The sequence below is a fragment of the Pseudomonas sp. NPDC096950 genome, from assembly GCF_044762525.1.
Classification (GTDB): Bacteria; Pseudomonadota; Gammaproteobacteria; order Pseudomonadales; family Pseudomonadaceae; genus Aquipseudomonas.
Genome location: NZ_JBIWEL010000018.1, coordinates 37,701 through 63,002, shown reverse-complemented (window position 1 = coordinate 63,002; position 25,302 = coordinate 37,701). Strand labels below are relative to the sequence as shown.

The following is a 25,302-nucleotide window of genomic DNA, read 5'->3' as shown; positions in this document are numbered from 1 at the left end:
GCGGTGTGGTAGTCAACATTGATGGTGAGGCTGACGACCCCTTCGCGAGCAAGCCCGCTCCCACAGGTTTTTGTGGCGTCCCGGCTTATCGGTGTAACACGTACTGCCCCGTAAACGTCACCGCATCCTCCTCGGTCCCCACATTCACCACCCGCGAATGCAGCGCCAGCCGCGCCCGGCCATAGCGCTTGTACATCGCCAGAAATTTCTTCCAGACCACCGCACTCGGGGCCTGGCAAATCGCGACGGCGTCGCTGGTCACCGGCAGCGGATAGTTGATCTGCCCTTCGTGAATCACGATGTGCCCGTCTTCAATGCCTTCTTCACGCAAACGCAAATGCAGCCAGCCCCAACCCGCCAGCACCGCGCCGCAATACAGGCTGCCGCCGAACATGGTGCTTTTGTGATTGACGTTGGGGTCCAGCGGCAAATGCAGACGCAATTGTTGGTCGTGCCAGTCGAGCACTTTCACGCCCATCTCCCGTGTCAGGGGAATGTCGCGATGGAGAACGGATTCCAGGTGACGACTGTCGCGGCTCATTCACGGGTCTCTTGTTTGGAAGTGATGATTTGACGGTAGCTCAATCGAGCTCGTCAGTGTGGCTGTGGGCGCCGCTGTCGGCGAAGTTCAGCCCATGCTTGCGCAGCTTGTCGTGCAAGGTCTTGCGCGGAATGCCCAGGGCTTCGGCGAGGCTACGCACCGAGCTGTGGGGCCGGGCCAGTTCGGCGGCAATCAGGGACTTTTCGAAGTTTTCCACCTGCTCGCTCAGACCACCGCTGATCACTTCCACCGTGGTGCTGACGCCGCCGTCCGGCGCACTGTTATCCAACGCCAGTTCCAGCCCGAGGGCGAAGCGTTCGGCTGCGTTCTGCAATTCGCGCACGTTGCCCGGCCAGGAGTGACGCAGCAGAAGCGCGCGTTGCCCCGGTTGCAGTTCGTGGGGCGGCAAGCCGTGGCGGGCGCTGGCTTCGTCGGCGAAATGCTGGAACAGCATCAACGCATCTTCGCCGCGTTCGCGCAGCGGTGGAATGCGCAGCGGCGCGACGTTCAGGCGGTAATACAAGTCGGCACGGAAACGACCCTGATCAGCGGCCTGGCGCAGGTCTTCCTTGGTGGCGGCGATCACGCGGATGTCCAGCGGGATCAGCTGATTGCCGCCTAACCGTTCGACTACCCGCTCTTGCAACATGCGCAGCAATTTGACCTGCACATCCAGGCTCATGCTTTCGATTTCATCGAGGAACAGCGTGCCGCCGTTGGCGAATTCGAACTTGCCGATGCGGCGTTTTTGCGCGCCGGTAAACGCGCCGGGCTCGTGACCGAACAGCTCGCTTTCCACCACCGACTCGGCCAGGGCCCCGGCGTTGATCGCCACGAACGGGCCGTTACGGCGACTCGACAAATCATGCAGCGCCCGCGCTACCACTTCCTTGCCGGCACCGGTTTCGCCAAGGATCAGCACGTCGGCCTTGGTCGCCGCCAGCGCACCGATTTGCTCACGCAAACGCAGCATCGGTGCCGATTGCCCGACCAGTCGGGTGCTCAATTCATTGCGATCGCTCAGGGCCAGACGCAGGCTGCGGTTGTCCAGCACCAGGCGGCGCAGGGCCAGGGCGCGGCGCACGCTGTCGAGCAAGGCGTCGCTGGCGAAAGGTTTTTCGAGGAAGTCATAGGCTCCGGCGCGCATCGCTTGCACCGCCAGCGGAACATCGCCATGACCGGTGATCAGCAGCACCGGCAGCTCCGGGTCCTGGGCGTGCAGTTCGGTCAGTAGTTCGAGGCCGTCCATACCCGGCATGCGGATGTCACTGACCACCACGCCCGGCCAGTCGCGCTCCAGTTGCCCGACCACACCCTTGGCTTCCGACAGCGGCAGGATTTTCAGGCCGGCCAGGTCCAGGGTCTGGCTCAAGGCCTGGCGCAAATGGGGATCGTCGTCGATCAACACGACCTGGATACGGTTATCGATGGTCATGCACTTCGGTCCTCGGACGGTTGCAGGCTCACACCCGGCGCGCCGGCGCGTAGCTTCAGGGTAATCAGGGCGCCGCCCTCCTTGTGGTTGGCGAACGACAGTTCACCGCCGAAGGCGCGCATCAGGGTGTCGCAAATCGCCAGCCCCAGTCCCAGCCCTTGCGTGCGGGTCTTGGTGGTGTAGAAGGGCTCGCCGGCGCGACCCAGCGCTTCCAGGCAAAACCCGGGGCCGTTGTCGCGAATGTACAGGTTGACGCCCTCGCTGGTAGATTGGGCACTCAACCAGAGTTTACGCGGCGGGCCTTTTTCGGTCAGGGCGTCGAGGGCGTTGGCCAACAGATTGCCGAGCACCTGGCGCAGACGGGTTTCCCCGGCCTCGACCCACAACGTGGCAGCCGGCAGGTCACGGATCAGCTCGACTTCCATGCTCCGTCGACGTTTGGCCAGCAACGCCAGGGCATCGTCCAGCGCCGGTTGCAGGGCGACGCTTTCCGGGGCGTGGCGATCGCGGCGAGCGAAGGCGCGCAGATGCGCAATGATCGAGGCCATGCGCCCGGTCAGTTCGCTGATCAATTTAAGGTTGCCGCGAGCATCGTCGGTGCGTTGATGATCGAGCAGCACTTCAGCGTTTTCCGCGTAGCTGCGGATCGCCGCCAATGGCTGATTGAGTTCGTGGCTGATGCTCGCCGACATCGTCCCCAGCGCCGACAGCTTGCCGGCCTGCACCAGATCATCCTGGGCGCGCACCAGTTCCTGCTGGGCCTGTTCCCGCTCCAGCACTTCCTGTTTCAGGCGTCGGTTGAGGCCTTCGAGGTCGCTGGTGCGCTCGGCCACCCGGCCTTCCAGTTCGCGCCGGGCCTTGGCTTCGAAGGCGATTCGTTCGAGGTAGTGGCGGCGGCGCTGCATCATCAGGCCGAGCAACAGCATCAACACCAGCAGCGTCGCGCCACCGATGGCCACGACCGTGCGCACCGGGCGATCGATCAGGGTGCGGGGCGCAAGAATGCTGACGTTCCAGCCGGTTTCCGCGATCGACTGAGTCTGGGTCAGCCAGGCGTTGGGATTGAGCTTCAACGGCTTGGGATCGCGGGTCGGATAGGGCTGAATCGCGCTGATGGCTTTGTTCTCGTCGTCGCTCAAGGTGCGAGTCGAGCGGAAGCGCCACTCGGGCCGCGACGTGAGAATGACCACGCCGTTGTGATCGGTCAGCAGCAGTTGTTCCGGAGTTTTGCCCCAGAGGCTTTCGGTGTGGTCGAGATCGACTTTGACTACCAATACGCCGATGACTTTCTCACCCTCGCGCACAGCGGCGGCGAAGAAGTAACCGCGTTTGGCCGACGTGGTGCCCAGCCCGAAAAAACGCCCAAGCCGCCCAGCCATGGCTTCGCTGAAGTACGGCCGGAATGAAAAATTGCGCCCGACGAAACTGTCGTGTTTATCCCAGTTGGACGCCGCCAGGGTCTTGCCGCTGGTGTCCATCAGGTACATGACTTCAGCGCCGGTCTGGGCGCTGATGTTTTTCAGCAGGCGGTTGGCGTTGCCCTGAGTGACGCCATCGTCGGGCGCACCGAGCACGGCGCGCAGGGCGGGCAGGTCGCCGAGGATCTGCGGCAACACCTCATAACGGTGCAGGGTGCCCAACAGGTTGGCGACGTAGAGGTCGAGGGTCTGACGGTTCTGCCCGGCCAGTTCGCTGCGATAGTACCGCTCGGCCAGATGCTGCAACGGCCACAGCAACGGCGCCAGGCACAGGGCAAGCAGGGCGAGGCTGCGCCAGCGGGGTCTGCGGGGGAGGGTCGGAGTCATGGGCATCGAGCGCCTGGGGGGACAGGCGCATTATGCCTAGGGTTGCGGGCGCAGTCTGCGCACCTGAAGTCGGCGGGTTGTTGAAATCAAGATTCACACAGCGATTCAGGAAAAGACGTCAGCGTCCTTGAAGAATGCGGCGGCCTGGTCCTTGCCCGACAGCTGTGGTGCTTCGTCCAGTTGCCAGTCGATGGCCAGGTCCGGATCGTCCCAGCGAATGGCCCGCTCGGCCGCCGGGGTGTAGTAGTCGGTGGTTTTGTAGAGAAACTCGGCGAACTCGCTCAGCACCACGAAGCCATGGGCGAAACCTTCCGGAACCCACAGTTGACGATAGTTTTCGGCGGACAGACGTACGGCGACCCATTTGCCAAAGTGTGGCGAGCTGCGACGAATATCCACCGCCACGTCGAGGACTTCACCGGCGGTGACGCGAACCAGTTTGCCCTGGGTGTGTTCCAGTTGGTAATGCAGGCCGCGCAGCACGCCTTTTTGCGAGCGGGAATGGTTGTCCTGGACAAACTGCACGTTCAGGCCCGTTGCTTCTTCGAAAGCCTTGGCGTTGAAGCTTTCATAAAAGAAGCCACGTTCGTCACCAAATACCCTGGGCTCGATGATCAGAACACCGGGCAGGTCAGTGGTGACTACATTCATGGGGTTTCTCCTGCGATAGATATTGATGGTCGACATTCTTGCGCAAAGTGCCGTCTGGGGCGAGGGCTGCGAGTGTCTTTTGAGGTTTGCGGTCGGAGGCTGGGGGTTGCGTATCGCTCCAAGCAGTGGCGATATAAGCGCCTAATAAAATCTCAGGGGTCGTTGTATGCCGCTCGCCACGTTGATTCACCGCGCCAGTTTGCCCAGCCCGCAAGTGTCTGCGGAGCAAGCGCTAGAGCTGTTGCAGGCACATTACGGGTTGAGCGGGACATTGCAGTCCCTGGGCAGCCAGCAAGACCTCAACTTTCGCGTCGACAGTGAGCGCGGACGTTTCGTCCTGAAAATCTGCCGGGGTGATTACTCGGCGCTGGAACTGCAGGCCCAACACGCGGGGCTCAAGCATTTGGCCGAACATTCGGGCGTGCCGGTGCCGAAAGTGATTCCTGCGCTGAATGGTGAAGACCTGCTGTCCGTGGAAGTCGGCGGTCAGGCCGTGCATGTGCGCCTGCTGGATTACATCGAAGGCCAGTCGCTGACTCACCTCGATCATTTGCCGGGTGCAGTGGTCGCCGGTTTCGGCCGGCTCTGCGGTGAAATGGACCTGGCCCTGGCCGGTTTCGACCACGCCGGGCTCGAACGCACATTGCAATGGGATGCTCGTCACGCCAACGCCTTGATTGCCCATTTGCTGCCCGTCATCCAGGACGACCCGCAACGCGCGTTGATTGCCGAGGCCGCCGCACACGCTGAACGCCGCTTGCTGCCGTTGGTGGCGAAGCTGCCGGTGCAGGCGATTCACATGGACATCACCGACGACAACGTGGTCTGGCGCCGGAATTCGCAGCGCCATTGGCAATTGCAGGGTGTGATCGATTTCGGCGATCTGATCCGCACCTGGCGCATCACCGATCTGTCGGTGACTTGCGCGGCGTTGCTGCACCACGCCGATGGCGATCCGTTCTACGTCCTGCCGGCGGTCCAGGCTTATCACGCGATCAACCCGTTGCAGCATGAAGAGTTGCAGGCGCTGTGGCCGTTGATCGTGGCCCGCGCGGCAGTGTTGGTGCTCAGTGGCGAGCAACAGGTCAGCATTGATCCGGGCAATCAATACAGCCGCGATAACCTGACCCACGAATGGGAAATCTTCCGCGTTGCCACTTCCGTGCCGTTGGAGTTGATGGAAGCGGCGATTCTGGCGTCCGTTGGACAGGCACTGCCGGATATCGGCAGCGAAGGTTTCGCGCCGTTACTGCCAAGTCTGGTCGGCCGTGAATTCGCCCTGATCGACCTGGGCGTGCTCAGTCCGCATTTCGAGGCGGGCAACTGGGAGCAAGAAGGCATCGATCAGCGTCTGTTGACCGAAGCCGCTGCGGCTCACGGTTTGGCGGCCAGTCGTTATGGCCAGTACCGTTTGTCCCGCACTCGGCCGGACACGGCCACCGAGCCGGACACCTGCCCATTGCATGTCGAGTTGCGCGTGCCGCACGGCACTCCGGTCGAATCGCCATTTGCCGGTGTTATTCACCAACCGTCGGCGGGCGTGTTGCAACTCGACGGCCCGCAACTGAGCGTGCGCCTGTGGGGCGTGACCCCGTCGCTGCACACCGGTGCGGCGCTGGTCAAAGGTCAGGTGCTGGGTTCGGTCAGCGGGCCGCTGATCGTGCAGTTGTGCCGAGGTGCTGCTTTTAATGCGCCGCTGTTTTGCACGCCGTCCCGCGCCTTGGCCTGGCAGGCGTTGTGCCCGTCGCCGGCAGTGCTGCTTGGGCTGGCGTGTGATGCTGAAGAAGAACTCGATTCCCAGACTTTGCTGGCCCGCCGCGCCGCGAGTTTTGCCCGCACGCAAAAACACTATTACGTCGATCCGCCCCGCATCGAGCGCGGCTGGCGCAATCACTTGATCGACATGCAGGGCCGCTCCTACCTCGACATGCTCAACAACGTCGCGGTGCTCGGCCACGGTCACCCGCGCATGGCTGCGGTCGCCAGCCGCCAGTGGTCGCTGCTCAATACCAACTCACGATTCAACTACGCGGCGGTGGCCGAGTTCTCCGAGCGCTTGTTGAAGCTGGCGCCGGACTCCATGGACCGCGTGTTCCTGGTCAACAGCGGCAGTGAGGCCAACGACCTGGCGATTCGCCTGGCGTGGGCCTACAGCGGCGGGCGCGACATGCTCAGCGTACTTGAGGCCTATCACGGCTGGACGGTGGGCGCGGACGCGGTCTCGACATCGATTGCCGACAACCCCAAGGCCTTGAGCAGCCGTCCGGACTGGGTGCACCCGGTGACCGCGCCGAACACCTATCGCGGCGAATTCCGTGGCCCGGACAGCGCGCCGGACTACGTGCGCAGCGTCGAACACAACCTGGCGAAAATCGCCGAGCAGAAACGCCAGTTGGCCGGTTTTATCTGTGAACCGGTGTATGGCAACGCGGGCGGGATCTCGTTGCCGCCGGGGTATTTGCAGCAGGTGTATGCACTGGTCCGCGCCCAGGGTGGTGTGTGCATCGCCGATGAAGTGCAGGTCGGTTACGGGCGCATGGGCCACTTCTTCTGGGGTTTTGAAGAGCAGGGCGTGGTGCCCGACATCATCACCATGGCCAAGGGCATGGGCAACGGGCAGCCATTGGGTGCAGTGATCACTCGTCGGGAAATCGCCGAAGCGCTGGAGGCCGAGGGTTACTTCTTCTCGTCGGCGGGCGGCAGTCCGGTGAGTTGCCAGATCGGCATGGCAGTGCTGGATGTGATGGAAGAGGAAAAGCTCTGGGAAAACGCGCAAATCGTGGGCGGCTATTTCAAGGAACGGTTGGAGGCGCTGATCGACATTCACCCGCTGGTGGGCGCGGTGCATGGTTCCGGTTTCTACCTGGGGGTCGAGCTGATCCGCAACCGCGAAACCCTGGAACCGGCGACCGAAGAAACCACGGCGCTGTGTGATCGCCTGCGTGAGCTGGGGATTTTCATGCAGCCGACGGGGGATTTCCTGAACGTTCTCAAGATCAAACCGCCGATGGTGACCTCGCGGCAGAGTGTGGATTTCTTTGTCGATATGCTCTCCAAGGTCCTCGCAGAAGACCTGTAAACACCAAACCCCTGTGGGAGCGGGCTTGCTCGCGAAAGCGGTCTGTCATTCAACAGTGATGTCGACTGATCCGACGCTTTCGCGAGCAAGCCCGCTCCCACAGGGACTGTGTTTTAAGTTCGATTGTTATCGGCTTTTTTCTGGGAAATTTAGACAGAAGGCATTCCTGTGGCTTTTAAAGCCGATATTTATCGGCTATAAAGTCGCCATTGCCTTCCTATAAAAATGACCCAGGAGATGATTCATGAGCCGTATCGTTACCGTCGCCGCCACCCAGATGGCTTGTTCATGGGATCTCGAAGCCAATATCGAGACCGCTGAGAAGCTGGTCCGTGAGGCCGCGGCCAAAGGTGCGCAGATCATCCTGATCCAGGAGTTGTTCGAGGCGCCGTACTTCTGCCAGAAGCCGAACCCGCAATACCTGCAACTGGCCACGACCGTTGAAGACAACGTCGCCATCAAGCACTTCCAGAAAGTCGCCAGGGAACTGCAAGTGGTGCTGCCGATCAGCTTCTACGAACTGGCCGGCTGCGCGCGTTTCAACAGCATCGCGATTATCGATGCCGACGGCTCCAACCTCGGGATTTATCGGAAAAGCCACATCCCGGACGGCCCTGGCTACCACGAAAAGTACTACTTCAACCCGGGCGATACCGGCTTCAAAGTCTGGAACACCCGTTACGCGAAAATCGGTGTGGGCATTTGCTGGGACCAGTGGTTCCCGGAATGCGCCCGCAGCATGGCGCTGCTCGGCGCGGAAATCCTGTTCTACCCGACCGCCATCGGCAGCGAGCCTCACGACAAGTCCATCTCGTCCCGCGACCATTGGCAACGCGTGCAGCAGGGCCATGCCGGCGCCAACCTGATGCCGCTGATCGCCAGCAACCGCATCGGCAACGAAGAGCAGGACGGCTACGACATTACCTTCTACGGCTCGTCGTTCATCGCCAACCAGTTCGGCGAGAAGGTCCAGGAACTCAACCAGACCGAAGAAGGCGTATTGGTCCAGCGCTTCGACCTCGATGAACTCGAACACATTCGCAGCGCATGGGGCTCGTTCCGTGATCGTCGCCCGAACCTATACAATGCGCTCAAAACCCTCGACGGTTCCCTGGAGTCCTGACCGCATGACCACTTTAAACAGCACCCCGCGCGCCGACGGCTTCTATATGCCCGCCGAGTGGGCGCCACAAACCCAGACCTGGATGATCTGGCCCGAGCGCCCGGACAACTGGCGCCTGGGCGGCAAACCGGCGCAAGCCGCGCACGTTGCGGTGGCCAAGGCCATCGCCCGTTTTGAACCGGTGACCGTGGCGGTATCCGCCGGCCAGTATGAAAACGCCCGCGCCCGTCTCGACGTGCCGAATATCCGCGTGGTCGAGATGTCCAGTGACGACGCCTGGGTTCGCGACACCGGCCCGACGTTCGTGATCAATCACAGCGGCGAAGTTCGTGGTGTGAACTGGGATTTCAACTCGTGGGGTGGTTTTGACGGCGGTTTGTACTCGCCGTGGAACCGCGATTCCCAGGTCGGCGGCAAGATCCTCGAGATCGAGCGCAGCCAACGCTATCGCACCGAAGGCTTCGTGCTCGAAGGCGGGTCGATTCACGTTGACGGCGAAGGCACGCTGATCACTACCGAAGAATGCCTGCTTAACCGCAATCGCAATCCGCATCTGAACCGGGCGGACATTGAAGCGGTACTCAGCGCCAATCTGGCTGTGGATAAAATCATCTGGCTGCCGGACGGTTTGTTCAACGACGAAACCGACGGTCATGTGGATAACTTCTGCTGCTACGTGCGTCCCGGTGAAGTACTGCTGGCCTGGACCGATGACCCGCAGGACCCGAACTACCCGCGTTGCCAGGCGGCGATGAAAGTGCTGGAAAGCAGCACCGACGCCAAGGGTCGCCCATTCACGGTGCACAAAATGCCGATTCCGGGGCCGCTGTATGCGACCGAAGAAGAGTGCGCCGGTGTCGATCCGGTGGACGGCACTCAGGAGCGCAATCCTACCCTGCGTCTGGCGGGTTCCTACGTGAACTTCTTGATCGTTAACGGCGGCATCATCGCGCCAAGCTTCGATGATCCGCTGGACGGCCCGGCCAAGGAGATTCTGCAGAGCCTGTTCCCGCAGCACGAAGTGGTGATGGTGCCCGGCCGCGAACTGTTACTGGGCGGCGGTAACATCCACTGCCTTACCCAACAACAGCCCGCGCCGCACAACGAGTGAGTGGGGTTGTAACAGCCTGAGTTGATTACATAATCACTCGCGCAAACGTTTCCCCGCTTCGTTTTACAGAAAGCCCGCAGCCCGTCAGGACCGCGGGCTTTTTTGTATCCGCTCATCGACAGGTCGGAAACATTGGCACAGCTCTTGTATCTGTCATGGCGCAATACAGGGAGGGGAGAACGGCGACGTTCTGTCATAAACCTTGGATAAGTTAGCCGCTCACAAACCGGGAGAGAGCGCCGAAATGAACGCCGAAGTGAACGTAGTGAGCGAGCGGGCATTGCATCCCCTGGCAGTCAATGGCGAATCGCTCCAGATCCTTGCGCACTGGTTGAAATCCAATGGAACGCGTCAGATCAGGGAACCTGATCCGCGCCGGATGATGATCGAGCGCTACCCCGCTGGTTTATTCAGCGAGGCGGAACTGGAAGCGTTGTGGGATGTGATGGAAGGATAAAAAGAACAACAAAGGATTGCCGAAAGCGCTGCCGGGAGGGCGGCGCTTTTTTATGGGCGATGGTTTTATGAACACCGGAGATCAAATGTGGGAGCGGGCTTGCTCGCGAAGGCGGAGTGTCAGTAAACAATTCTCTGACTGGCACACCGCTTTCGCGAGCAAGCCCGCTCCCACAGGGTATCGATTAGAAGCTGTAAGTCCCGGTCACCACCAGGCTACGCGGCGCCCCTGGCTGAATCTGATATTGGCTGGTGGCCGACGAGTAATAAGTCTTGTCGCTGATGTTGTTCAACGCCGCGCGCAAGTCCCAGTCCTTCTGCCGGAACCCGGCCAGGGCATCCCAGCGGCCATAACCCGGCAGGGCGGTGGTGTTGAGGTTGTCGGCATAACGCTCGCCCACGAACGTCAGGCCGGTCTCCGCGTACCAGCCCATCTCCGGTTTCCAAGTCAGGAACAGGCTGCCGTTGTGCTTGGCCACGTTGGTGACGCGTTTGCCTTCCAGGCCGTTTTTATCTTTGACCACGGTCGCGTCCTGCACACCGACGCCGCCGCGCACGTACCAGTTGCCTCCGAGTTTGCCGGTGCTGGTCAATTCGATACCACGGGAGCGTTGCTCGCCGGTGAGCAAGGTAATGGTCGGGTTGAGCGGATCGCTGGTGCGGCGGTTGTAGAGTTCCAGTTCGTAGATCGCCAGGGTGGTGCTCAGGCGATCGTCGAGCCAGTCGCTCTTCACACCGATTTCCTTTTGCTTGGTCAGCTCCGGGCTCAAGTCGTTGCTGTTACCGGCCACGCCAGGCGTGATGCCGATCAAGCCACCGCCCACAGGCGAAAACGTCTTGGTCCAGGAAGCGTAGAAGGAATGATTCTGCAGCGGTGTCCAGACGATTCCTACGCGAGGGCTGGTGCTGTGGCTGTCACGGTCTTCGGAAATGTCCCGCAGCTTGTTGGTCGACTCGATGTCGAAGGTGTCGTAGCGCAAACCGGCGAGCAGTTGCCATTGATCGTTCAGGCGCAGTTGATCCTGAACGTACACCGCACGGCTTTCGACTTCGGTGTGGCTGTTGCTGAACGCTTGCATGCGCCCGGTGTGGCGCACATCGCGATTCGGGTTGTACAGATCCAGCGCGGGCACAGGAGAGCTGCCAGCCCCCGATGTGGCGGCGTTGTACAGCTTCGGGTCGCGACGCTGGCTGCCGATCTCGATACCTGTCAGCAAGCGATGCTCAAGCCCGAAAGTGTCGAAGCCACCTTCCAGCTCGACGTTGTTGAATACGTTGCGGGTGGTCAGGTCTTGTTGCCAGTGCTGGCGTGCGACTTTGTTGGTCTTCGGGTCATAACCCGTCAGGTAGGTGTTGTCGAAATCACTGTCGAGTTTAAACACGCCCAGGGTATGGCGCAGTTGCCAGTTGTCGCTCAGTTCATAGCTGAGTTTCGAGCGTAGGGATTGTGACTTGTCGTCGATGAAATCGTGATCGTTGCCGTAGGTCGTATCCCGTCCTACATCCGCCGGGCGTCCGTTTACCCCGGGAACGCCGCGATCCGGCGTACGGTTGTAGCGGCTGTATTCGTACTGCACCAGCCAGTTCAGGTCCGGCGTCAGTTGCCAGCTCATGGACGGCGCGAATAGTTGGCGATTGCCGCTGACACCGTCGCGGAAGCTGTTCTCGTCCATGTTGCCCATGTTCAGGCGCAGGCTGATGTTCTCGCTCGGGTCGGTGCTGAGGTCGGCATAAAGACTGCGCAAATCTTCGCTGCCGCCCTGGGCTTCAATGGTCGAACGACGACCGAATTGCGGCAGCTTGCTGACGCGGTTGACGATCCCGCCCTGGCTGCCACGGCCATACAACACGGCGGCCGGGCCCTTGAGCACTTCGATTCGCTCGATGTTGTGCAAGTCGCGCACGTATTGGCTGTCGTCCCGGATGCCATCGAGGTAGAAGTCGTTGCTGGCGTCGAAACCACGGATGCGCAGGCCGTCGAAACGGGTGTCCGCGCTGCTGCTGACGTTAGGAATGCCGCTGAGCGCGGTGCCCAGGTCATTGGTACCGTAATCCGCGATATTGGCGGTTTTTATCGAGTCGATGGCTTGCGGCACATAGCGCACTGGGGTCGCCGTGCGCGTGGCGGTGCTGGTTTCTTTTACCCGTGGGTCGTCGGCTTCAGCTGTTTCGGCGCTGATGGATGTTTCAGGTAAAACGGTGGTCGCGGCACCGGCGAAACCGGCAGACAACAAAGCAGAAAAGCCAAGGGTAATGGGCGTTAAGCGGAACGGGGCAGGCATCTGAAGCGCATCCGAAAGGGGGAAGGAATTCGAGGTTGCGAATGGTAATGCTTGCTATTTACTTCTGTTAATTATTCCTGAAAAGTTCCCCTGAATGATTGTTTCAACTTGTGTCGAGGTTGATACCCCAACGCTGAGAAGTTATTCGACCGATTCCCGAAACAGACTGAAAGCCATTCCAGCGTTTTTCCGAAATGGTCCGAGGGCTAGTCTGCCGGCATCGATTTTTCCCACCTCTTCGCCGGAGTCTTCCCATGACCCTTCACTACATTTACGACCCGTTGTGCGGTTGGTGTTATGGCGCCAAACCTTTAGTGCAAGCCGCCCAAGCCGTATTGCCGGTAATCGCCCATGGCGGCGGCATGATGACCGGCGCCAACCGCCAGACCGTTTCGCCACAACTGCGCAATTACGTCATGCCTCACGATCGGCGCATCGCTGAATTCACCGGCCAGCCATTTGGCGAGGCGTATTTCGAAGGCTTGTTGCGCGACCAAACCGCTGTCTTCGATTCCGCACCGCCGATTGCCGCCGTGTTGGCCGCCGAGCAAATCGCCGGCCGCGGACTGGAATTGCTGGGGCGTTTGCAGAGTGCTCATTATCTGGAAGGGCGCCGCATCGCTGATGAAGCGGTCCTGTTGGAACTGGCGAACGCCCTCGGTCTTGAACCTCAAGCCTTTCAGAGCGCGTTTAAAGATGTCGACACCGATCGCCACATCAAGGAAAGCCGCGCACTGTTGGCCAACGTCGGTGGCCAGGGCTTTCCAACTTTCGCGTTGGAACAGAACGGCCAATTCACCTTGATCGACATCGGTCCATGGCTAGGCAAACCAGAAGCCTTCGCCGCTTGGTTGAGTCAGTCGCTTCCAACCCAAGCGCAGTCCGCGTTTCAGGCCTGTGGCCTCGACGGCTGCATCCACTGAATTCCCGCCAAATCCTGCAACTGAAGCTCGTAGACAAGTGAATTCTTAGACGATTTTTGCCTATTCTCAGACGATTCATGAAATTGACATAACGTTGAGGGCGCGGATAGGATTCGCGCCAACGCCTGTGGCCAACCGCCACGACTCACAAAACAATAAAAAGGCCCGCCGCGATTGCTCGTGGGCGGGTCTTTTTTGTTTCAGGGTGAAAAAAGAGCGCAATAGCGCCGTTTCAGCCGTTCGGCACAGCGCGTATCAACCAGTAATAAGGAAAATAAAATGTTGAACAAGCGAATCAGCCTGATCGCTCTGGGGATGTTGAGCGCTACACAGGCCATGGCTAACGACCAGGCCGAAGCCAAGGGATTTGTTGAAGACAGCAGCCTCAAAGTGCTGCTGCGCAATGCCTACATCAACCGTGATTACAAGGACGGCAACCCAGACAGATCCGAGTGGGGCCAAGCGGCCATTGGTACGTTCTCGTCCGGCTTCACCCAAGGCACCGTCGGTGTAGGTGTGGACGCTTTCGGTCTGTACGCACTGAATCTGGAACGCAGTGAAGACCGCAGCGGTGCCCAGGGCATCGACTTCTTCAAGAAGGGCGACAGCGGCAACCCAGCCAACGACCTGTCCAAGGGCGGCGCAGCCGTCAAATTCCGTCTGTCGAGCACCACGCTGACCTACGGCGACCAGATGCCGGCGCTGCCGGTGCTGAACTACGACAACTCGCGGCTGCTGCCGGAAAGCTACACCGGCACGTTGATCACTTCCAAGGAGATCAAAGGCCTGGAACTGAACGCCGGTCGTTTCACCGCCGAATCGCGTAAAAGCGCTGAAGGCCGTGACAGCGGTGGCTTGAAGTCGATCAACGTGTTGGGCGGTAGCTATCAGTTCACCGAACAATTCAAGGCTGCGGTCTACGCGTCCGACGTCGAAGACGTGCTGAAGAAGCAATACGTGAACGCTAACTACGTGTTCCCGATCGACAAGGATCAGTCCCTGACCCTGGACTTCAACGGCTACCGCACCAAGCTGGACAATTCCTACGTCCGCGAAAACGGTATCACCGGCGACGACAACAAGATCTGGAGCCTGGCAGCGACCTTCGCCACCGGCCCGCACTCGTTCACCCTCGCTCACCAGCGCAGCACTGGCGACAGCAACCTGGGCTACGCCTACGGCGGCTATCAGAAAGACCAAGGTCGCGTCGGCGATGGTGGCAACACCATCTACCTGGCCAACTCCTACTGGTCCGACTTCAACGCCGAAGACGAACGCAGCTGGCAACTGGGCTACGGCCTGGACTTCAGCGCATTCGGCGTTCCAGGCCTGAGCTACAACTTCGCTTACGTGCGCGGTGACAACATCACCACGTCCACCAGCGAAGGCGGAACCGAGCGCGAAATCTTCAACCAGTTCAAGTACGTCGTGCAAAGTGGCCCGGCCAAAGACCTAAGCGTGAAACTGCGCAGTTCGATCCTGCGCGTGTCGCAGAAATCCAGCGAGTACAACGTCAGCGGTAACGAAGTGCGTGTGTTCGTGGATTACCCGATCAACATCTTCTGATGATCGATTGAGTTAATAAAACTCACTAAAAAACCCCGACTGGCTCGGGGTTTTTTTTTGCTGCTTTTTGGTAAAAACGTTCTAAAAACGCTTTTTTGAGCATAAAAAAGCCGATTCAAGACATGTTTTAACCGCGCTTCAAGCAACGCTTGAGATGCCTGAAATTCTTTCTCATGGACGGAAATCCTGCACCTAATAGATTAGGCCGCTCAACGCAGCGGAGACTTGTAATGATCGTTTTAAACAGAGAAGTTGGCGAATCGCTAAGGCGCGACAAATTTGTCAACGTCCAGGGTGGTGACTTCAATCTCTACGGTCATTTCGCCGACTTCGTCAGACTGACCAGAAGTTGGGAAAACATGGAGCCGGACAGCTATTACGGCCAGGCCGAATCCGGTATGCGTTTCCGTCGCTACAGCGATTTTGAATACAACCCGGTGACCCGCGAGTTGAAGCAGCTGGAACACCGTGCCTATGTGCAGTCCAAGGCCAACAACAGCTACGTCGGCGGAATGATTCGTCACTTCCAGGACTTCTCCGATGAAGTGATTAATTCGCCGGTGATGCGCAGTCTTATCGACATCGATTTTGAAGTGTACAAAAACGTCCTGCCGCCGGAGTTGCACGATGAAATCTGGCAATGCCAGATCCATCAGATCCGCATCGAGATCAAGCCGGGCAAACAACTGGAAATCACCCCTGAAGGTATCCATTGCGATGGTTACCCGTTCAGCGGCGTGCACTTCTGGGGACGCAACAATGTAGAGGGCGCCGAGAGTCGTCTCTACAGCGCCCACGAAGAACAGTTGGCGTCGACGACCTATCAGGAAATCCTCGACACCACGTTCTTCCTTGATCGCGATATGCGCCACTACGTGACCCCGGCGCGCAATGTCCATACCCACGACATGGCGTATCGGCAAATCCTGGCGATTTCTTTCTCGCGGCCCGGGACCGCTTTCGACATTGTTCGCTGAACAGCTTGACCTCATGGATAGCGCCTCGGCATCAGTGATGCTGTGGCGGGCCAATGCCAAGGATGCGCTGCGCCTTGAGCGCTTTTTCCGGCAGTTCGACGAGGTGTCGTTCTGCGACTGGCAGGACGCCAAATGCCTGCGCGGCGTATTGGTACAGAAGACCACCACTGCGTACCTGGCGCTCGACCTCAGTGGCGAAGTGGTCGGCGCGGTGCTCGGCGGCATGCTCGGCAGTCGTGGCACCATCAACCACTTGGCGGTGAGCCCGCAGTATCGCGCCCAAGGCGTGGGCCAGCGTTTGGTGGAAGCGGCCTCGGCGGACATGAAGCGCGTCGGTGTGCTGCGGATGTTCCTGTTCGTCGACGATGCTAACCTTGCCGGCAAGCGATTTTGGACTGCCCAGGGTTTTTGCGAGCCGCGTGGCGAAACGACCTTTGAGAGGGACCTATGAATGAGACGTCCAGCACCCAGCCGCTGATGGTCGAGCCGCAGCCTTCGCGCACTTTTGCTGAAGCCAGCCCGGTTGTGGCCGGTTACTTCACGGTGTCGTTTGTGTTTGGTTTGATGGCCGTCAACGCCGGGTTGCCCGTGTGGTTGCCGGTCGCAATGTGCCTGTTCGTGTATGCCGGCGCTTCGCAGTTCGCCGCGTTGGCGCTGATCTCCAGCGGCGCTTCGCTGACCACCATTATTCTCACTACGTTTTTGATCAACGCGCGGCACATGCTGATGTCGGTCTACATGGCCAAGGCATTGCGGGCGCTGGGGCTCAGTCGTTTCGAGCGCTGGTGTTACGCCGGCGGGCTGACCGATGAATCGTTCGCCTTCCACAGCGTGAAACTGGGCAGCGGCGCACCGGTCAACGTGCGTTACCTGATCGGCTTCAACCTGTTTTGCCACACCTCGTGGGTGATCGGCGGTTTGCTTGGGGCGATCTGCGCGCAGTACGCGTCGCACTTGATCAAGTACCAACTCGACTACGCCCTGACCGCGATGATGCTCTACGTGCTGGTGTCGCTGTGCAACACCCGCAACAAGCTGATCGCCGCTGCGGCCGCAGTCGCCTGCATGGGCGCCCTGAGCCTGGTTGGCAGCTCGCCGTTCAACGTGTTTATCGCCACGTTCGTGGGTTGCGGGGTGGGTGTATGCCTGACCAAACGTTCCTGATTCTCGTCGTCGTGCTGATGATGGCCGTGACCTTCCTGCCGCGTGCGTTGCCGCTGCAGGTCAACACCGACCATTGGCCACCCTTCGTTGCGCGAGCGCTGGAATACCTGCCGGTGGCGATCGTGGCTGCAATCAGCCTCACGCCCTTGTTGATCAAGGACCAGCATGTGCAGCTCGATCGCCCGGAATTTTATGCCGCGATTCCGACGTTGTTATGTGCGTATTTCAGCAAAAACCTCTTTCTCAGTGTGGCGGTTGGGACGGCTGCGTACATTGCGCTCGGCTCGTTCCTGTAGGCGCAGGTCGACCACATCACTGAGCGCCTGGCCCGACAGCTCAGGGTTATTGACCGCCAGCCGCACTTCGAGGAAATCCTCGAAATCCGGGAAAATGGTCAAGCCGTTACGCTGGGCTGCCTCGCGGGACACCATGCCGATGCCGTCCATTTGCGGGATCAGCGACAGGGTCAGGGTCTCGCTGCAGGAGTAAATCGTCCGTTGCCCGGTTTCGTAATTGCCCAGGCCCGCGTCGAGAAAGCGCAAAAAGCTGTGGGAATACGGACAATCGTCCGCCGGACGAACTTGAAGCTTGTCGCCGAGCATCACCAGCGGATCGTTCTCCTGGCCGCAGTGCGCACCGACCACCTGAACGTGCACGTCTGGCAGCAAAATACTGGGCAACCCGGGCTTTTGCGGGCCGATCAGCACGGCCAGGTCGAAGTCTTCATTCTTCAGCTTGCTGAGGTTTTCCATCGACTCGGCGTAGGAGAACTCCAATTGATGATCCGGAAAAACCTCAAACAGGCGTCCGATCATTCGCCGATTGAAGTCCTCCGACAGCGTGGTATTCAGTGCCACTTTCAGCGTGCGCTGACCGGGCACTTTCAACGCGGCGACTTTCTCTTCCATCTGCCGCGTGGCGACCAGGACCTTGTCGATATAAGGCGTGAGCTCCGTGCCCTGCGCCGTCAGGGTCAAGCCCTTGTTGGAACGTCGAAACAGGCGAAAACCAAACTGCTCTTCGACCTTGTTCAACTGCGCGGCCAATGCCTGCACCGTCAAACAGGAATGCTCTGCCGCCGCCGACAACGAGCCGGTCTGCACAATGCGCATGAGGTTGCGTAAGGTTCTGCTATCCATGGGGTAATGCCCTCTAAAGTGGGCTGGCAATTGTTGTGTACTTAGCGGCCGATCCTGCGCCTATGCCGGCTATATTCCTGCACCTGAGCATAGTTGTCGCGGGTTTAGTAGCGAATTGATTCCGCAGCCGATGGCTGGAGGCTTACACAGGATCGGGGTTTTTGGCGGGGGCGGGATGATTGGGGTCAAAAAAGATGCCTGGGCCGGGGAGGTTTGGGCATTTTTTGGAGGGTGGGGCTTACGGCTGTGGTGGATTCTTCCTGCAATGGTCTCGGACGTGTCTTAGGGAGCGTTGCGATCGGGCTGATGGTTGCCGCTAACCGGAGCGGTTTTAATAGGTCGAGAAACCTCCAGTCGATACCCGAGACGTTTTTCCATTGAGTCGATGTTAGGCCGCTTATCAACTTGGCATTGACCGAAAATGAGCCCCCGCCCACAATCAGAGGTAGCGCTAATGTAGCTACAAATAAACAGTGAGGTAATTAACATGGGTGCATTACTGAAAACCACTGACGTGCGTTGCCGCATTGATGAGGATCTGAAAATGCGTGCTACAGAAGTATTGAGCGCTTGCGGGCTGAGCATCAGTGACGCCATGCGTCTTTTTCTCCGCCAAGTGGTGGCGACACAAGGGCTCCCGTTTGAGGTTCGCGTCCCTTCTGAGAAGACTGCCCGCGCGATGTTGGAAGCGCGAGATATTCGCCAGCGGTTCGACTCGATAGACGACATGCTAAGGGATGCTGATGGCGAAACCGGAAAAAAAGCAAAAACGCGCTGAGTTGCCTAAACAGTGCGCACAAACTTCAGAATTCAAGAAGTCTTGGGAACGATACAGGCGGGCTGGGCGTCGTGACATGAATGAAGTCCGCCAATTGATGGTCATGCTGTTTCTTGGTGAGCAACTGCCGGCTGAGTATCTGGATCACGCTTTGACCGGCGATTGGACTGGATTTCGGGAGTGTCATATTGGTGGCGACTTTTTGCTGGTCTATGAGCACACACGGCCCGATTTGATTACGTTTGTTGATCTTGGAAGTCACTCCGAGCTATTCAAATAGATCTTGTGTAGTGGTAATTACGCGGTTCTTACTCTAAAAAAGCAGCCCAATAAGGCTGCTTCATTCGCCCCCCGGAACACCAATTTTCGATACCTGAAGACAGTCGGTCCCGTACTCGTGGTCATTTCTCTGTAACGGATCATATCTGTGCCAACGTGCCTGCATTAGGTAAGTCCGTTTGCGGATTAAATTCACATATCTATCCGTATCTGTACTAGTCTGAACCCAAGACATTACAGCGGAGGCGATCACATGCCTACCTCAGCACCAGCCCTAAGCCCACAGCAGCAACTCGACTCCCCCGAAGCCGGACGGGTCGCGCTCAAGTTTTTCTTCAACCTCATGGAACGCTGGGGCTGCAGCGCCGAGCAACAGCGCACGCTGCTGGGCAAAGTCGGCAACACCACGTTCTACAAGTACAAACACCTACCTCCCAATGTGCGTTTGCCCCACGACACCCTGGAACGCATTTCCTACCTGATGGGCATCCACAAAGCGCTGAGCATCATCTTCAGCAACAGCCGCGAGCGCGCTTACAAATGGGTCAGCAGCCCCAACACCGCTGCGCCGTTCAACGGGCAAACTGCTTTGGATTACATGTTGGTCGGGCGCGTAGTGGACATCGCTGACGTGCGCCGCTACCTCGACGGAGTGCGCGGTTGATGACGCCGGAACTGGTCGATCCGCAATGGCCGCGTGCCTATCGGATTGTGAACAGCTGCTTTCCGCCGATCTCGTTGTTTGAAGATGTGCTCGATCCGGAAGACTTGCCCACCGCCTATGCGCTTGAAGCGCTGACCAACGACCGGTTGATGGAAGAGGCGGGTGTGCTCTCCCGAGTCCGTCCTGAAGATCGAATTTCAGGTCCCGGCTCTACACCCGTGATGGCCGCGTTCACTCACATCGGCAAAACCAGTCGCTTCACTGATGGCACGTTTGGCGTCTACTACGCGGCCAGTAGCCAGGCTGCCGCCATTGCCGAGACGAGCTATCACCAAGAACGATTTCTCGCTGCGACCAATGAGCCGGATCTTGAGCTGACCATGCGGACTTACGTCAACAAGGTCGTCAAACCGCTGCATGACATTCGGCAGAACTATCCGCACCTGCATGATCCAGACCCTACTGCGTATGGCCCGTCTCAAGCGTTCGCGAAGCAACTGCGCGAAACACTGTCGTGGGGATTGCTCTACAACAGCGTTCGGTTGCCGGGGCATGAATGTGTTGCCGCGTTTCGACCGCCAGCGGTGTCGATTCCGAAGCAGGGGAAGCACATTCGGTATGTTTGGAGTGCGAGTAGTGGGAGGATTTCGTTTGTGTTTGAGGTGAGTGAGGTTTGAGCGGGGAGGCCCGAAATTGTTAGGAATTGCGACTGATTTGGCCGATTTCTAAACGTTTTTATGCAAAGGCCTGATTTATAATCGTTTTTGAGCAGCAATAATCGATTTTATGCAGGAAGCTGGATTTCTAACGATATTCATCAAGCCAAGGAGCCTCGAGCAATGCGAGGTTTTTTCATGCGTGCAGAGTGGATTATGAGGCGACGTTACTGCGGCAATTATTCCCCGGAGCGTCGAGCCACCTTTACCACGTCATCGATGATTGCTTTGCTCTGATTTTTAGGGCGCTTTGAAACTCAAGTTTCGTCGGCGACACATAACTGAACGGACTACAAAAAAGGGGCTAGGTCCTACTGCTCAATCAGTCCGTGATAACTACTCAAAAGCACGTCATCAATCGTCTACTGAGACATTCGGAAAGCACCGACTGTTTGGTAGGAATTCATCTTTTGAAGAGATTTGCGTTTGTAAGTGAGGCGGCAGTGCGTGAATACAGGGACTTGCCAAGCTGGGTACAAGATGAGTTTGGGAAGGATCTGATGCGTGTGCAATACAGTGGGGATCCTGAGCTGTCAGTAAAGCAGCTGAGTTCCGTGGGGGCCGGTGCCATTGAGCTGATCATCAACGGCAGCCCGGCATATCGATGCGTCTATATTGCAAAGTATGCGGACACCATTTTCGTCCTGCATTCTTTCGTGAAAACCACAAATCGAACCGATCGTCATGCGATGGGGGTTGCGGAGGATCGGTTGAAGGAACTGAAAAGAGAGCTTCGAAGGATGGGGCACAACGTCTAGCAGACTCGAGCCTGTGAAATGACGATCTGAGGTAACTCGCCAACATCGTTGGAGGGCAGGGTAAACGTGCTGCGAAAGCCAAGCTTATCCAGCATGTCCATCATTGCATCGATTGTGAATTTCTCGATCTTGCCTGTTGTGAGCTCAGAAACACGAGACTGCGTCACCCCCAGTTTGGCAGCGGCCTCATTTTGTTTGAGGCCCAGTTTTTTTATGCAGTCAGTGATGAATATTGAAAGCTCCATTTTCAATGCCATTTTGCTGGCGACTTCCTCGTCATGCGTGACGTGAAACGGGCTATCGAAGAATTGAATTGCCATATGCCGTTACTCCATTTCTGGCGATATCTAAAATTTACGATAATCGTAGATTAGCCGATTGATCATTTCCTAGGCAAACTTTTTCCACCCGAAGTCGTAACTCATTACGCCACGTAACTAATGATGTTCCCGCCCCCACCTTTATCCCCCTGACCCAACCCCCTACATTCATCTCCAACGCCTCCCCATCATCCCGACGGGGCAGGTCACAGGAGATTTTCCTCATGCCTTTCGTAAGCGTTCGCATCACCCGCGATGGCGTTACCTCGGAGCAGAAAGCTCAGGTGATCGCCGAAATCACTGAAATCCTGGAACGCGTCCTCAAGAAGGACCCGCACCTGACCCACATCGTGATCGAAGAAGTCGACACCGATAACTGGGGTTACGCCGGGATGACCACGACCAAGTACCGCAAGCAACTGGCTGACGCGGAGGGCAAATCGTGACTGCTTCCGTCTCTATCGATTTCATCTCCGACGTGGTGTGCCCGTGGTGCGCGTTGGGTGCGACGGCGCTGGAGCAGGCGATCGAGAACGTGGCCGGTGAAATCTCGGTCGAGCTGACCTACAAGCCTTTCGAGTTGAACCCGGACATGCCGGCAGTCGGCGAAAAAGCCGTCGAACACCTGATGCGCAAATATGGACGTACCGCCGAAGACGTTGCCGCCGGCAAAGCGATGCAGATCGCTCGCGGCGAGGCCCTCGGTTTCACGTTCGATCTGGAGAAACGCAGCCACTTCTACAACACCTTTGAAGCGCACCGGTTGCTGATGTGGGCGTTGCAGGAAGGGCTGCAGGTCGCACTGAAGAAAGCCTTGCTGCGTGGTTATTTCGCTGACGGCCAGAACCCGAGCGATCGCGAGACGCTGGTTCGTCTGGCAGAGGAAGTGGGGCTGGATGCGGAGGCTGCCCGTGAGGTGTTGGCGTCCGGAGCGTTCGCCAAGGAAGTACGTGAGCTTGAGGCGTTTTATCGCCAGCGCGGCATCAACTCGGTCCCGGCCATGGTGCTGAACGGTCGCCACCTGGTGTCCGGTTCGCAGTCGGTCGAGTACTACGAACAGATGTTGAGACAAATGGCGCAGGCGCCTGTTGAAGCCTGATTAATCACTTATCCAAACCATTATTTATTAGTTGAGGTTCATCATGAGCAATTCGAAAAAAGTCATCGTTATCACTGGCGCCTCCCAAGGTCTCGGCGCAGGCATGGTTAAAGCGTTCCGCGATCTGGATTACAAAGTCGTTGCCACTTCGCGCTCGATCAAACCGTCCACTGATCCAGATATCCACACCGTGGCGGGCGACATCGGCGACCCGGCAGTAGCGCAGCAAGTTATCCGTGAAGCGATTGAACGTTTTGGCCGTGTCGATACTTTGGTCAACAACGCCGGGATCTTCGTTGCCAAACCGTTCACTGCATACACCCAGGAAGACTACGCCGCTGTGCTGTCGGTGAACTTGAATGGGTTCTTCTACATCACCCAACTTGCGATTACCGAGATGGAAAAGCAGGGCAGTGGTCATGTCGTCAACATCACTACCAGCTTGGTGGACCATGCGATTGATGGCGTGCCGTCGGTATTGGCTTCGTTGACTAAGGGTGGGTTGAATGCGGCGACCAAGTCGCTGGCGATTGAGTATGCCAAGCGTGGGATTCGGGTGAATGCGGTGAGCCCTGGCATCATCAAGACGCCGATGCATGGAGAGGAGACTCATGAAGCGCTGGGGAATCTGCATCCGGTTGGGCGTATGGGGGAGATCAGCGACATCGCGAAGGCTGTGGTTTATCTGGATGGCGCGAACTTTGTTACTGGGGAGATTCTGCATGTGGATGGTGGGCAGAGTGCGGGTCACTAAGAGCTGATTTTACAAACCGCAGAAACAACAAAGCCCTCGTATTTCTATGAGGGCTTTGTTTTGTATGGTGCCGGCAGCAGATAGAAAAAATCCGCCCCTTTTTACTCGTATTACTAAGCAAGGCTGCTAGGGTTCGCTAGAACGGGATGTCATCATCCATATCCACTGAAGCCGTCGGCTCAATGGCCTCGTACGTTAAAGCGTCGAATTCGCCGTACAATTCGCCTATTGCTGGTGAGCTGTCTTTGTATTTTTTGGCTATATACCTCACCGCTCTAGACATTTCTTTCAAAATGTCTAGAGAGTCTTGATAGCCGCCCATCCGATTTGCATCAGTTTCATGAGCTTTTATAAAGCCGGTAAGTAGTTCTTCAATCACCTTAGGCGGAAAGGGTTGTGATGATTGGCGGGACGCAACGCGAGAGAGACTCAAGATCTCATCAATAACCTCTCTATCTGACCTTACCGGGCCGTCGACAATAGTGATGGATGAGAGTATTTCGTTGATTTTTTCTTCGAGGTCTGGCCACCATTTATCGAAGACATTATCGAGCGTTTTTGCGGGAAGCTTACTGTCCCCAAGCCTATTGTTGATTAAGCTGATCAACTTGTGAAAGTCGGGTTTGCTGAATTCGGTCGTTTGGAATTGCTTGAGGGGGCCCGAAAGATCGGTGTTACTGATTCCGAATAGGATCGGGCAGACATACGATTTGTCCAAGCTTTTGGATAATGCCCCAGCCTCGAACAATATCCAGTCACTATGAATGTTATCTCTAGTGATACATAAAATGCCGATTTCGGAGCTGGAGAGCTCTTTCGCAATGTCACTGGCCCATCTGCCACCCTTTTCTATATCAGAAGGGGTGAAATATGGTGTTACCAACTGCAAAACTCCCGGAAGCCAGTCTCGTATTGCTTCCCCCAAACGCCGACTTACAGGTCCCGACCAGCTGATAAACACTTTCATGCGACGCTCCTTTTTAGTCATGAAAGTCTATTTGTTTCCTGATGTTGTTGCCACAGTCGCGCTATGGACAAAAAGGCTCTTAGCAAAATTGTTTCTATTTGCCCTCCATGGCAATCGTTTAGTCGGCCGATGGTTGAGCGACAGGAAGACTCAGGTCATCTAACACTTTTCGAATCACGATGACCAATGGCTTCCTGCTTATCTGCGTTTGCTCCGGTTGATCGGTATCCCTTCTTGCAGCTCGCTGGCGTCCGTGAGAGTGAGAACCTCGATACTTGCGGAGATCGGGGACAGATCAGGATATTGATCCAGGAAAATGGGAATGATTTATTTAGCGACGTTGTCTCCCGTATAGCTTTCATAAGGAAGAGAAACCGTAAGATTCGAGCTTGCTGACTGAGTCAACCTAGGTTTGGCGGGTATCTTGGGGTGCATTTAAATAGGTGAGCCGCACAGTCAACGGGTGTGCTTATTTGGAATTGTAACCAGTAGGGAAGTAACGATTAGCACCAATGAGGAATAGAAACCATGGCGCTGGTATGGCTCAGGCAGGACGAGCTTTACAAACCCCAGAAACAACAAAGCCCCTGCATTTCTGCAGGGGCTTTGTTTTGTATGGTGCCGGCACCAGGAGTCGAACCCGGGACCTACTGATTACAAGTCAGTTGCTCTACCAACTGAGCTATACCGGCGTGTTAGGGCGACGATTATAGCG

Annotated in this window: 26 protein-coding genes and 1 tRNA gene; 18 read left to right on the top strand and 9 right to left on the bottom strand. The window is 57.7% G+C overall.

Going from position 1 to position 25,302, the window contains the following annotated elements:
- Window positions 1-85: 85 nt before the first annotated feature.
- From ACIQY3_RS24085 to rfbC, 4 genes are all read right to left on the bottom strand, one after another.
- Window positions 86-541: a YiiD C-terminal domain-containing protein gene (locus tag ACIQY3_RS24085; RefSeq protein ID WP_401328755.1), complete on the bottom strand. Its 456-nt coding sequence runs from the start codon at window positions 539-541 to the stop codon at window positions 86-88.
- Window positions 542-581: 40 nt separating this feature from the next.
- The gene (locus tag ACIQY3_RS24080; protein ID WP_403024512.1) at window positions 582-1,976 is read right to left on the bottom strand and encodes a sigma-54-dependent transcriptional regulator; all 1,395 of its coding nucleotides are present in this window, start codon (window positions 1,974-1,976) and stop codon (window positions 582-584) included.
- Window positions 1,973-3,781, bottom strand: a complete 1,809-nt coding sequence (locus tag ACIQY3_RS24075; protein WP_403024507.1) for an ATP-binding protein — start codon at window positions 3,779-3,781, stop codon at window positions 1,973-1,975. Before ACIQY3_RS24075 ends, ACIQY3_RS24080 begins: the two co-directional genes overlap by 4 nt.
- 105 nt (window positions 3,782-3,886) lie before the next feature.
- Window positions 3,887-4,432 (bottom strand): dTDP-4-dehydrorhamnose 3,5-epimerase, encoded by a 546-nt coding sequence (rfbC, locus tag ACIQY3_RS24070; RefSeq protein WP_403024504.1) that lies wholly within the window; start codon window positions 4,430-4,432, stop codon window positions 3,887-3,889.
- Between the two features lie 166 nt (window positions 4,433-4,598).
- Here rfbC and ACIQY3_RS24065 point away from each other — a divergent pair, with 166 nt between their 5' ends.
- The 4 genes from ACIQY3_RS24065 to ACIQY3_RS24050 all read left to right on the top strand — a co-directional run bounded on the left by ACIQY3_RS24065 (window position 4,599) and on the right by ACIQY3_RS24050 (window position 10,202).
- Window positions 4,599-7,511: an aminotransferase gene (locus ACIQY3_RS24065; RefSeq protein ID WP_403024501.1), complete on the top strand. Its 2,913-nt coding sequence runs from the start codon at window positions 4,599-4,601 to the stop codon at window positions 7,509-7,511.
- Between the two features lie 244 nt (window positions 7,512-7,755).
- Window positions 7,756-8,634 (top strand): N-carbamoylputrescine amidase, encoded by an 879-nt coding sequence (gene aguB, locus ACIQY3_RS24060; protein WP_403024498.1) that lies wholly within the window; start codon window positions 7,756-7,758, stop codon window positions 8,632-8,634.
- Window positions 8,635-8,638: 4 nt separating this feature from the next.
- Window positions 8,639-9,745, top strand: a complete 1,107-nt coding sequence (aguA, locus tag ACIQY3_RS24055; protein ID WP_403024495.1) for an agmatine deiminase — start codon at window positions 8,639-8,641, stop codon at window positions 9,743-9,745.
- 244 nt (window positions 9,746-9,989) lie between these two features.
- Window positions 9,990-10,202 carry a hypothetical protein gene (locus ACIQY3_RS24050; protein ID WP_054047717.1) on the top strand — a complete coding sequence of 71 codons (213 nt, stop codon included), beginning with the start codon at window positions 9,990-9,992 and terminating at the stop codon, window positions 10,200-10,202.
- 184 nt (window positions 10,203-10,386) lie between these two features.
- On the opposite strand, the gene ACIQY3_RS24045 is transcribed toward ACIQY3_RS24050, so the two are convergent.
- On the bottom strand, window positions 10,387-12,483 hold the full coding sequence (locus tag ACIQY3_RS24045; protein WP_403024492.1) for a TonB-dependent receptor: 2,097 nt from the start codon (window positions 12,481-12,483) through the stop codon (window positions 10,387-10,389).
- A 254-nt stretch (window positions 12,484-12,737) separates the two neighbouring features.
- Between ACIQY3_RS24045 and ACIQY3_RS24040 the strand changes: the two genes are divergently transcribed.
- From ACIQY3_RS24040 to ACIQY3_RS24015, 6 genes are all read left to right on the top strand, one after another.
- On the top strand, window positions 12,738-13,406 hold the full coding sequence (locus ACIQY3_RS24040; RefSeq protein WP_403024489.1) for a DsbA family protein: 669 nt from the start codon (window positions 12,738-12,740) through the stop codon (window positions 13,404-13,406).
- 279 nt (window positions 13,407-13,685) lie between these two features.
- The gene (locus ACIQY3_RS24035; RefSeq protein ID WP_403024486.1) at window positions 13,686-14,972 is read left to right on the top strand and encodes an OprD family porin; all 1,287 of its coding nucleotides are present in this window, start codon (window positions 13,686-13,688) and stop codon (window positions 14,970-14,972) included.
- Between the two features lie 230 nt (window positions 14,973-15,202).
- Window positions 15,203-15,949 carry a 2OG-Fe dioxygenase family protein gene (locus ACIQY3_RS24030; RefSeq protein WP_403024483.1) on the top strand — a complete coding sequence of 249 codons (747 nt, stop codon included), beginning with the start codon at window positions 15,203-15,205 and terminating at the stop codon, window positions 15,947-15,949.
- Between the two features lie 13 nt (window positions 15,950-15,962).
- Window positions 15,963-16,400, top strand: coding sequence for a GNAT family N-acetyltransferase (locus ACIQY3_RS24025; protein WP_403024480.1), 438 nt, complete (start codon window positions 15,963-15,965; stop codon window positions 16,398-16,400).
- A complete protein-coding gene (locus ACIQY3_RS24020) occupies window positions 16,397-17,113 on the top strand; it encodes an AzlC family ABC transporter permease (protein ID WP_403024477.1) in 717 nt (238 codons plus the stop codon). The genes ACIQY3_RS24025 and ACIQY3_RS24020 overlap by 4 nt, the downstream gene beginning before the upstream one ends.
- Window positions 17,092-17,409, top strand: coding sequence for an AzlD domain-containing protein (locus ACIQY3_RS24015; RefSeq protein WP_054054336.1), 318 nt, complete (start codon window positions 17,092-17,094; stop codon window positions 17,407-17,409). The genes ACIQY3_RS24020 and ACIQY3_RS24015 overlap by 22 nt, the downstream gene beginning before the upstream one ends.
- Here the strand turns inward: ACIQY3_RS24015 and ACIQY3_RS24010 are convergent.
- Complete coding sequence (locus tag ACIQY3_RS24010; RefSeq protein ID WP_403024473.1) at window positions 17,326-18,252, bottom strand: LysR family transcriptional regulator; 927 nt, start codon at window positions 18,250-18,252, stop codon at window positions 17,326-17,328. The two genes, ACIQY3_RS24015 and ACIQY3_RS24010, sit on opposite strands and share 84 nt — an antisense overlap.
- Window positions 18,253-18,739: 487 nt before the next feature.
- Between ACIQY3_RS24010 and ACIQY3_RS24005 the strand changes: the two genes are divergently transcribed.
- The 5 genes from ACIQY3_RS24005 (at window position 18,740) to ACIQY3_RS23985 (ending at window position 21,447) form a co-directional block, all read left to right on the top strand.
- Window positions 18,740-19,030 carry a type II toxin-antitoxin system RelB/DinJ family antitoxin gene (locus ACIQY3_RS24005; RefSeq protein ID WP_403024470.1) on the top strand — a complete coding sequence of 97 codons (291 nt, stop codon included), beginning with the start codon at window positions 18,740-18,742 and terminating at the stop codon, window positions 19,028-19,030.
- Window positions 18,990-19,310: a type II toxin-antitoxin system YafQ family toxin gene (locus ACIQY3_RS24000; RefSeq protein ID WP_403024467.1), complete on the top strand. Its 321-nt coding sequence runs from the start codon at window positions 18,990-18,992 to the stop codon at window positions 19,308-19,310. The genes ACIQY3_RS24005 and ACIQY3_RS24000 overlap by 41 nt, the downstream gene beginning before the upstream one ends.
- Before the next feature lie 252 nt (window positions 19,311-19,562).
- Window positions 19,563-19,973 (top strand): antitoxin Xre-like helix-turn-helix domain-containing protein, encoded by a 411-nt coding sequence (locus ACIQY3_RS23995; protein ID WP_403024464.1) that lies wholly within the window; start codon window positions 19,563-19,565, stop codon window positions 19,971-19,973.
- Window positions 19,973-20,650, top strand: a complete 678-nt coding sequence (locus ACIQY3_RS23990; RefSeq protein WP_403024461.1) for an RES family NAD+ phosphorylase — start codon at window positions 19,973-19,975, stop codon at window positions 20,648-20,650. Before ACIQY3_RS23995 ends, ACIQY3_RS23990 begins: the two co-directional genes overlap by 1 nt.
- Before the next feature lie 449 nt (window positions 20,651-21,099).
- On the top strand, window positions 21,100-21,447 hold the full coding sequence (locus ACIQY3_RS23985) for a type II toxin-antitoxin system RelE/ParE family toxin (RefSeq protein ID WP_403024458.1): 348 nt from the start codon (window positions 21,100-21,102) through the stop codon (window positions 21,445-21,447).
- Here the strand turns inward: ACIQY3_RS23985 and ACIQY3_RS23980 are convergent.
- The gene (locus ACIQY3_RS23980) at window positions 21,444-21,767 is read right to left on the bottom strand and encodes a helix-turn-helix domain-containing protein (RefSeq protein ID WP_403024455.1); all 324 of its coding nucleotides are present in this window, start codon (window positions 21,765-21,767) and stop codon (window positions 21,444-21,446) included. The two genes, ACIQY3_RS23985 and ACIQY3_RS23980, sit on opposite strands and share 4 nt — an antisense overlap.
- Window positions 21,768-21,991: 224 nt before the next feature.
- Between ACIQY3_RS23980 and ACIQY3_RS23975 the strand changes: the two genes are divergently transcribed.
- From ACIQY3_RS23975 to ACIQY3_RS23965, 3 genes are read left to right on the top strand one after another with little or no spacing between them, the layout of a single operon-like run.
- Window positions 21,992-22,213 carry a 4-oxalocrotonate tautomerase family protein gene (locus tag ACIQY3_RS23975; protein ID WP_403024452.1) on the top strand — a complete coding sequence of 74 codons (222 nt, stop codon included), beginning with the start codon at window positions 21,992-21,994 and terminating at the stop codon, window positions 22,211-22,213.
- Window positions 22,210-22,866 carry a DsbA family oxidoreductase gene (locus ACIQY3_RS23970; protein WP_403024449.1) on the top strand — a complete coding sequence of 219 codons (657 nt, stop codon included), beginning with the start codon at window positions 22,210-22,212 and terminating at the stop codon, window positions 22,864-22,866. The genes ACIQY3_RS23975 and ACIQY3_RS23970 overlap by 4 nt, the downstream gene beginning before the upstream one ends.
- 43 nt (window positions 22,867-22,909) lie before the next feature.
- Window positions 22,910-23,620, top strand: a complete 711-nt coding sequence (locus ACIQY3_RS23965) for an SDR family NAD(P)-dependent oxidoreductase (RefSeq protein ID WP_403024446.1) — start codon at window positions 22,910-22,912, stop codon at window positions 23,618-23,620.
- A 136-nt stretch (window positions 23,621-23,756) separates the two neighbouring features.
- Here the strand turns inward: ACIQY3_RS23965 and ACIQY3_RS23960 are convergent, their stop codons facing one another.
- Window positions 23,757-24,587, bottom strand: a complete 831-nt coding sequence (locus tag ACIQY3_RS23960; protein WP_403024443.1) for a TIR domain-containing protein — start codon at window positions 24,585-24,587, stop codon at window positions 23,757-23,759.
- 616 nt (window positions 24,588-25,203) lie between these two features.
- Window positions 25,204-25,279: transfer RNA gene (locus ACIQY3_RS23955), tRNA-Thr, on the bottom strand.
- Between the last annotated feature and the right edge of the window lie 23 nt (window positions 25,280-25,302).

Excerpts from the sequence above, each read along its gene's own strand:
- ACIQY3_RS24000 (WP_403024467.1), top strand. The coding sequence starts at position 18,990 with ATGCTGATGGCGAAACCGGAAAAAAAGCAAAAACGCGCTGAGTTGCCT.
- ACIQY3_RS24040 (WP_403024489.1), top strand. The coding sequence starts at position 12,738 with ATGACCCTTCACTACATTTACGACCCGTTGTGCGGTTGGTGTTATGGC.
- rfbC (WP_403024504.1), bottom strand. The coding sequence starts at position 4,432 with ATGAATGTAGTCACCACTGACCTGCCCGGTGTTCTGATCATCGAGCCC.
- ACIQY3_RS24030 (WP_403024483.1), top strand. The coding sequence starts at position 15,203 with ATGATCGTTTTAAACAGAGAAGTTGGCGAATCGCTAAGGCGCGACAAA.
- ACIQY3_RS24085 (WP_401328755.1), bottom strand. The coding sequence starts at position 541 with ATGAGCCGCGACAGTCGTCACCTGGAATCCGTTCTCCATCGCGACATT.
- ACIQY3_RS24050 (WP_054047717.1), top strand. The coding sequence starts at position 9,990 with ATGAACGCCGAAGTGAACGTAGTGAGCGAGCGGGCATTGCATCCCCTG.
- ACIQY3_RS23995 (WP_403024464.1), top strand. The coding sequence starts at position 19,563 with ATGCCTACCTCAGCACCAGCCCTAAGCCCACAGCAGCAACTCGACTCC.
- ACIQY3_RS23990 (WP_403024461.1), top strand. The coding sequence starts at position 19,973 with ATGACGCCGGAACTGGTCGATCCGCAATGGCCGCGTGCCTATCGGATT.
- aguA (WP_403024495.1), top strand. The coding sequence starts at position 8,639 with ATGACCACTTTAAACAGCACCCCGCGCGCCGACGGCTTCTATATGCCC.
- ACIQY3_RS24045 (WP_403024492.1), bottom strand. The coding sequence starts at position 12,483 with ATGCCTGCCCCGTTCCGCTTAACGCCCATTACCCTTGGCTTTTCTGCT.
- ACIQY3_RS23965 (WP_403024446.1), top strand. The coding sequence starts at position 22,910 with ATGAGCAATTCGAAAAAAGTCATCGTTATCACTGGCGCCTCCCAAGGT.
- ACIQY3_RS24005 (WP_403024470.1), top strand. The coding sequence starts at position 18,740 with ATGGGTGCATTACTGAAAACCACTGACGTGCGTTGCCGCATTGATGAG.
- ACIQY3_RS24025 (WP_403024480.1), top strand. The coding sequence starts at position 15,963 with ATGGATAGCGCCTCGGCATCAGTGATGCTGTGGCGGGCCAATGCCAAG.
- ACIQY3_RS24080 (WP_403024512.1), bottom strand. The coding sequence starts at position 1,976 with ATGACCATCGATAACCGTATCCAGGTCGTGTTGATCGACGACGATCCC.
- ACIQY3_RS24065 (WP_403024501.1), top strand. The coding sequence starts at position 4,599 with ATGCCGCTCGCCACGTTGATTCACCGCGCCAGTTTGCCCAGCCCGCAA.
- ACIQY3_RS24035 (WP_403024486.1), top strand. The coding sequence starts at position 13,686 with ATGTTGAACAAGCGAATCAGCCTGATCGCTCTGGGGATGTTGAGCGCT.
- aguB (WP_403024498.1), top strand. The coding sequence starts at position 7,756 with ATGAGCCGTATCGTTACCGTCGCCGCCACCCAGATGGCTTGTTCATGG.
- ACIQY3_RS24010 (WP_403024473.1), bottom strand. The coding sequence starts at position 18,252 with ATGGATAGCAGAACCTTACGCAACCTCATGCGCATTGTGCAGACCGGC.
- ACIQY3_RS24020 (WP_403024477.1), top strand. The coding sequence starts at position 16,397 with ATGAATGAGACGTCCAGCACCCAGCCGCTGATGGTCGAGCCGCAGCCT.
- ACIQY3_RS23975 (WP_403024452.1), top strand. The coding sequence starts at position 21,992 with ATGCCTTTCGTAAGCGTTCGCATCACCCGCGATGGCGTTACCTCGGAG.
- ACIQY3_RS23960 (WP_403024443.1), bottom strand. The coding sequence starts at position 24,587 with ATGAAAGTGTTTATCAGCTGGTCGGGACCTGTAAGTCGGCGTTTGGGG.
- ACIQY3_RS23980 (WP_403024455.1), bottom strand. The coding sequence starts at position 21,767 with ATGGCAATTCAATTCTTCGATAGCCCGTTTCACGTCACGCATGACGAG.
- ACIQY3_RS24075 (WP_403024507.1), bottom strand. The coding sequence starts at position 3,781 with ATGACTCCGACCCTCCCCCGCAGACCCCGCTGGCGCAGCCTCGCCCTG.
- ACIQY3_RS24015 (WP_054054336.1), top strand. The coding sequence starts at position 17,092 with ATGCCTGACCAAACGTTCCTGATTCTCGTCGTCGTGCTGATGATGGCC.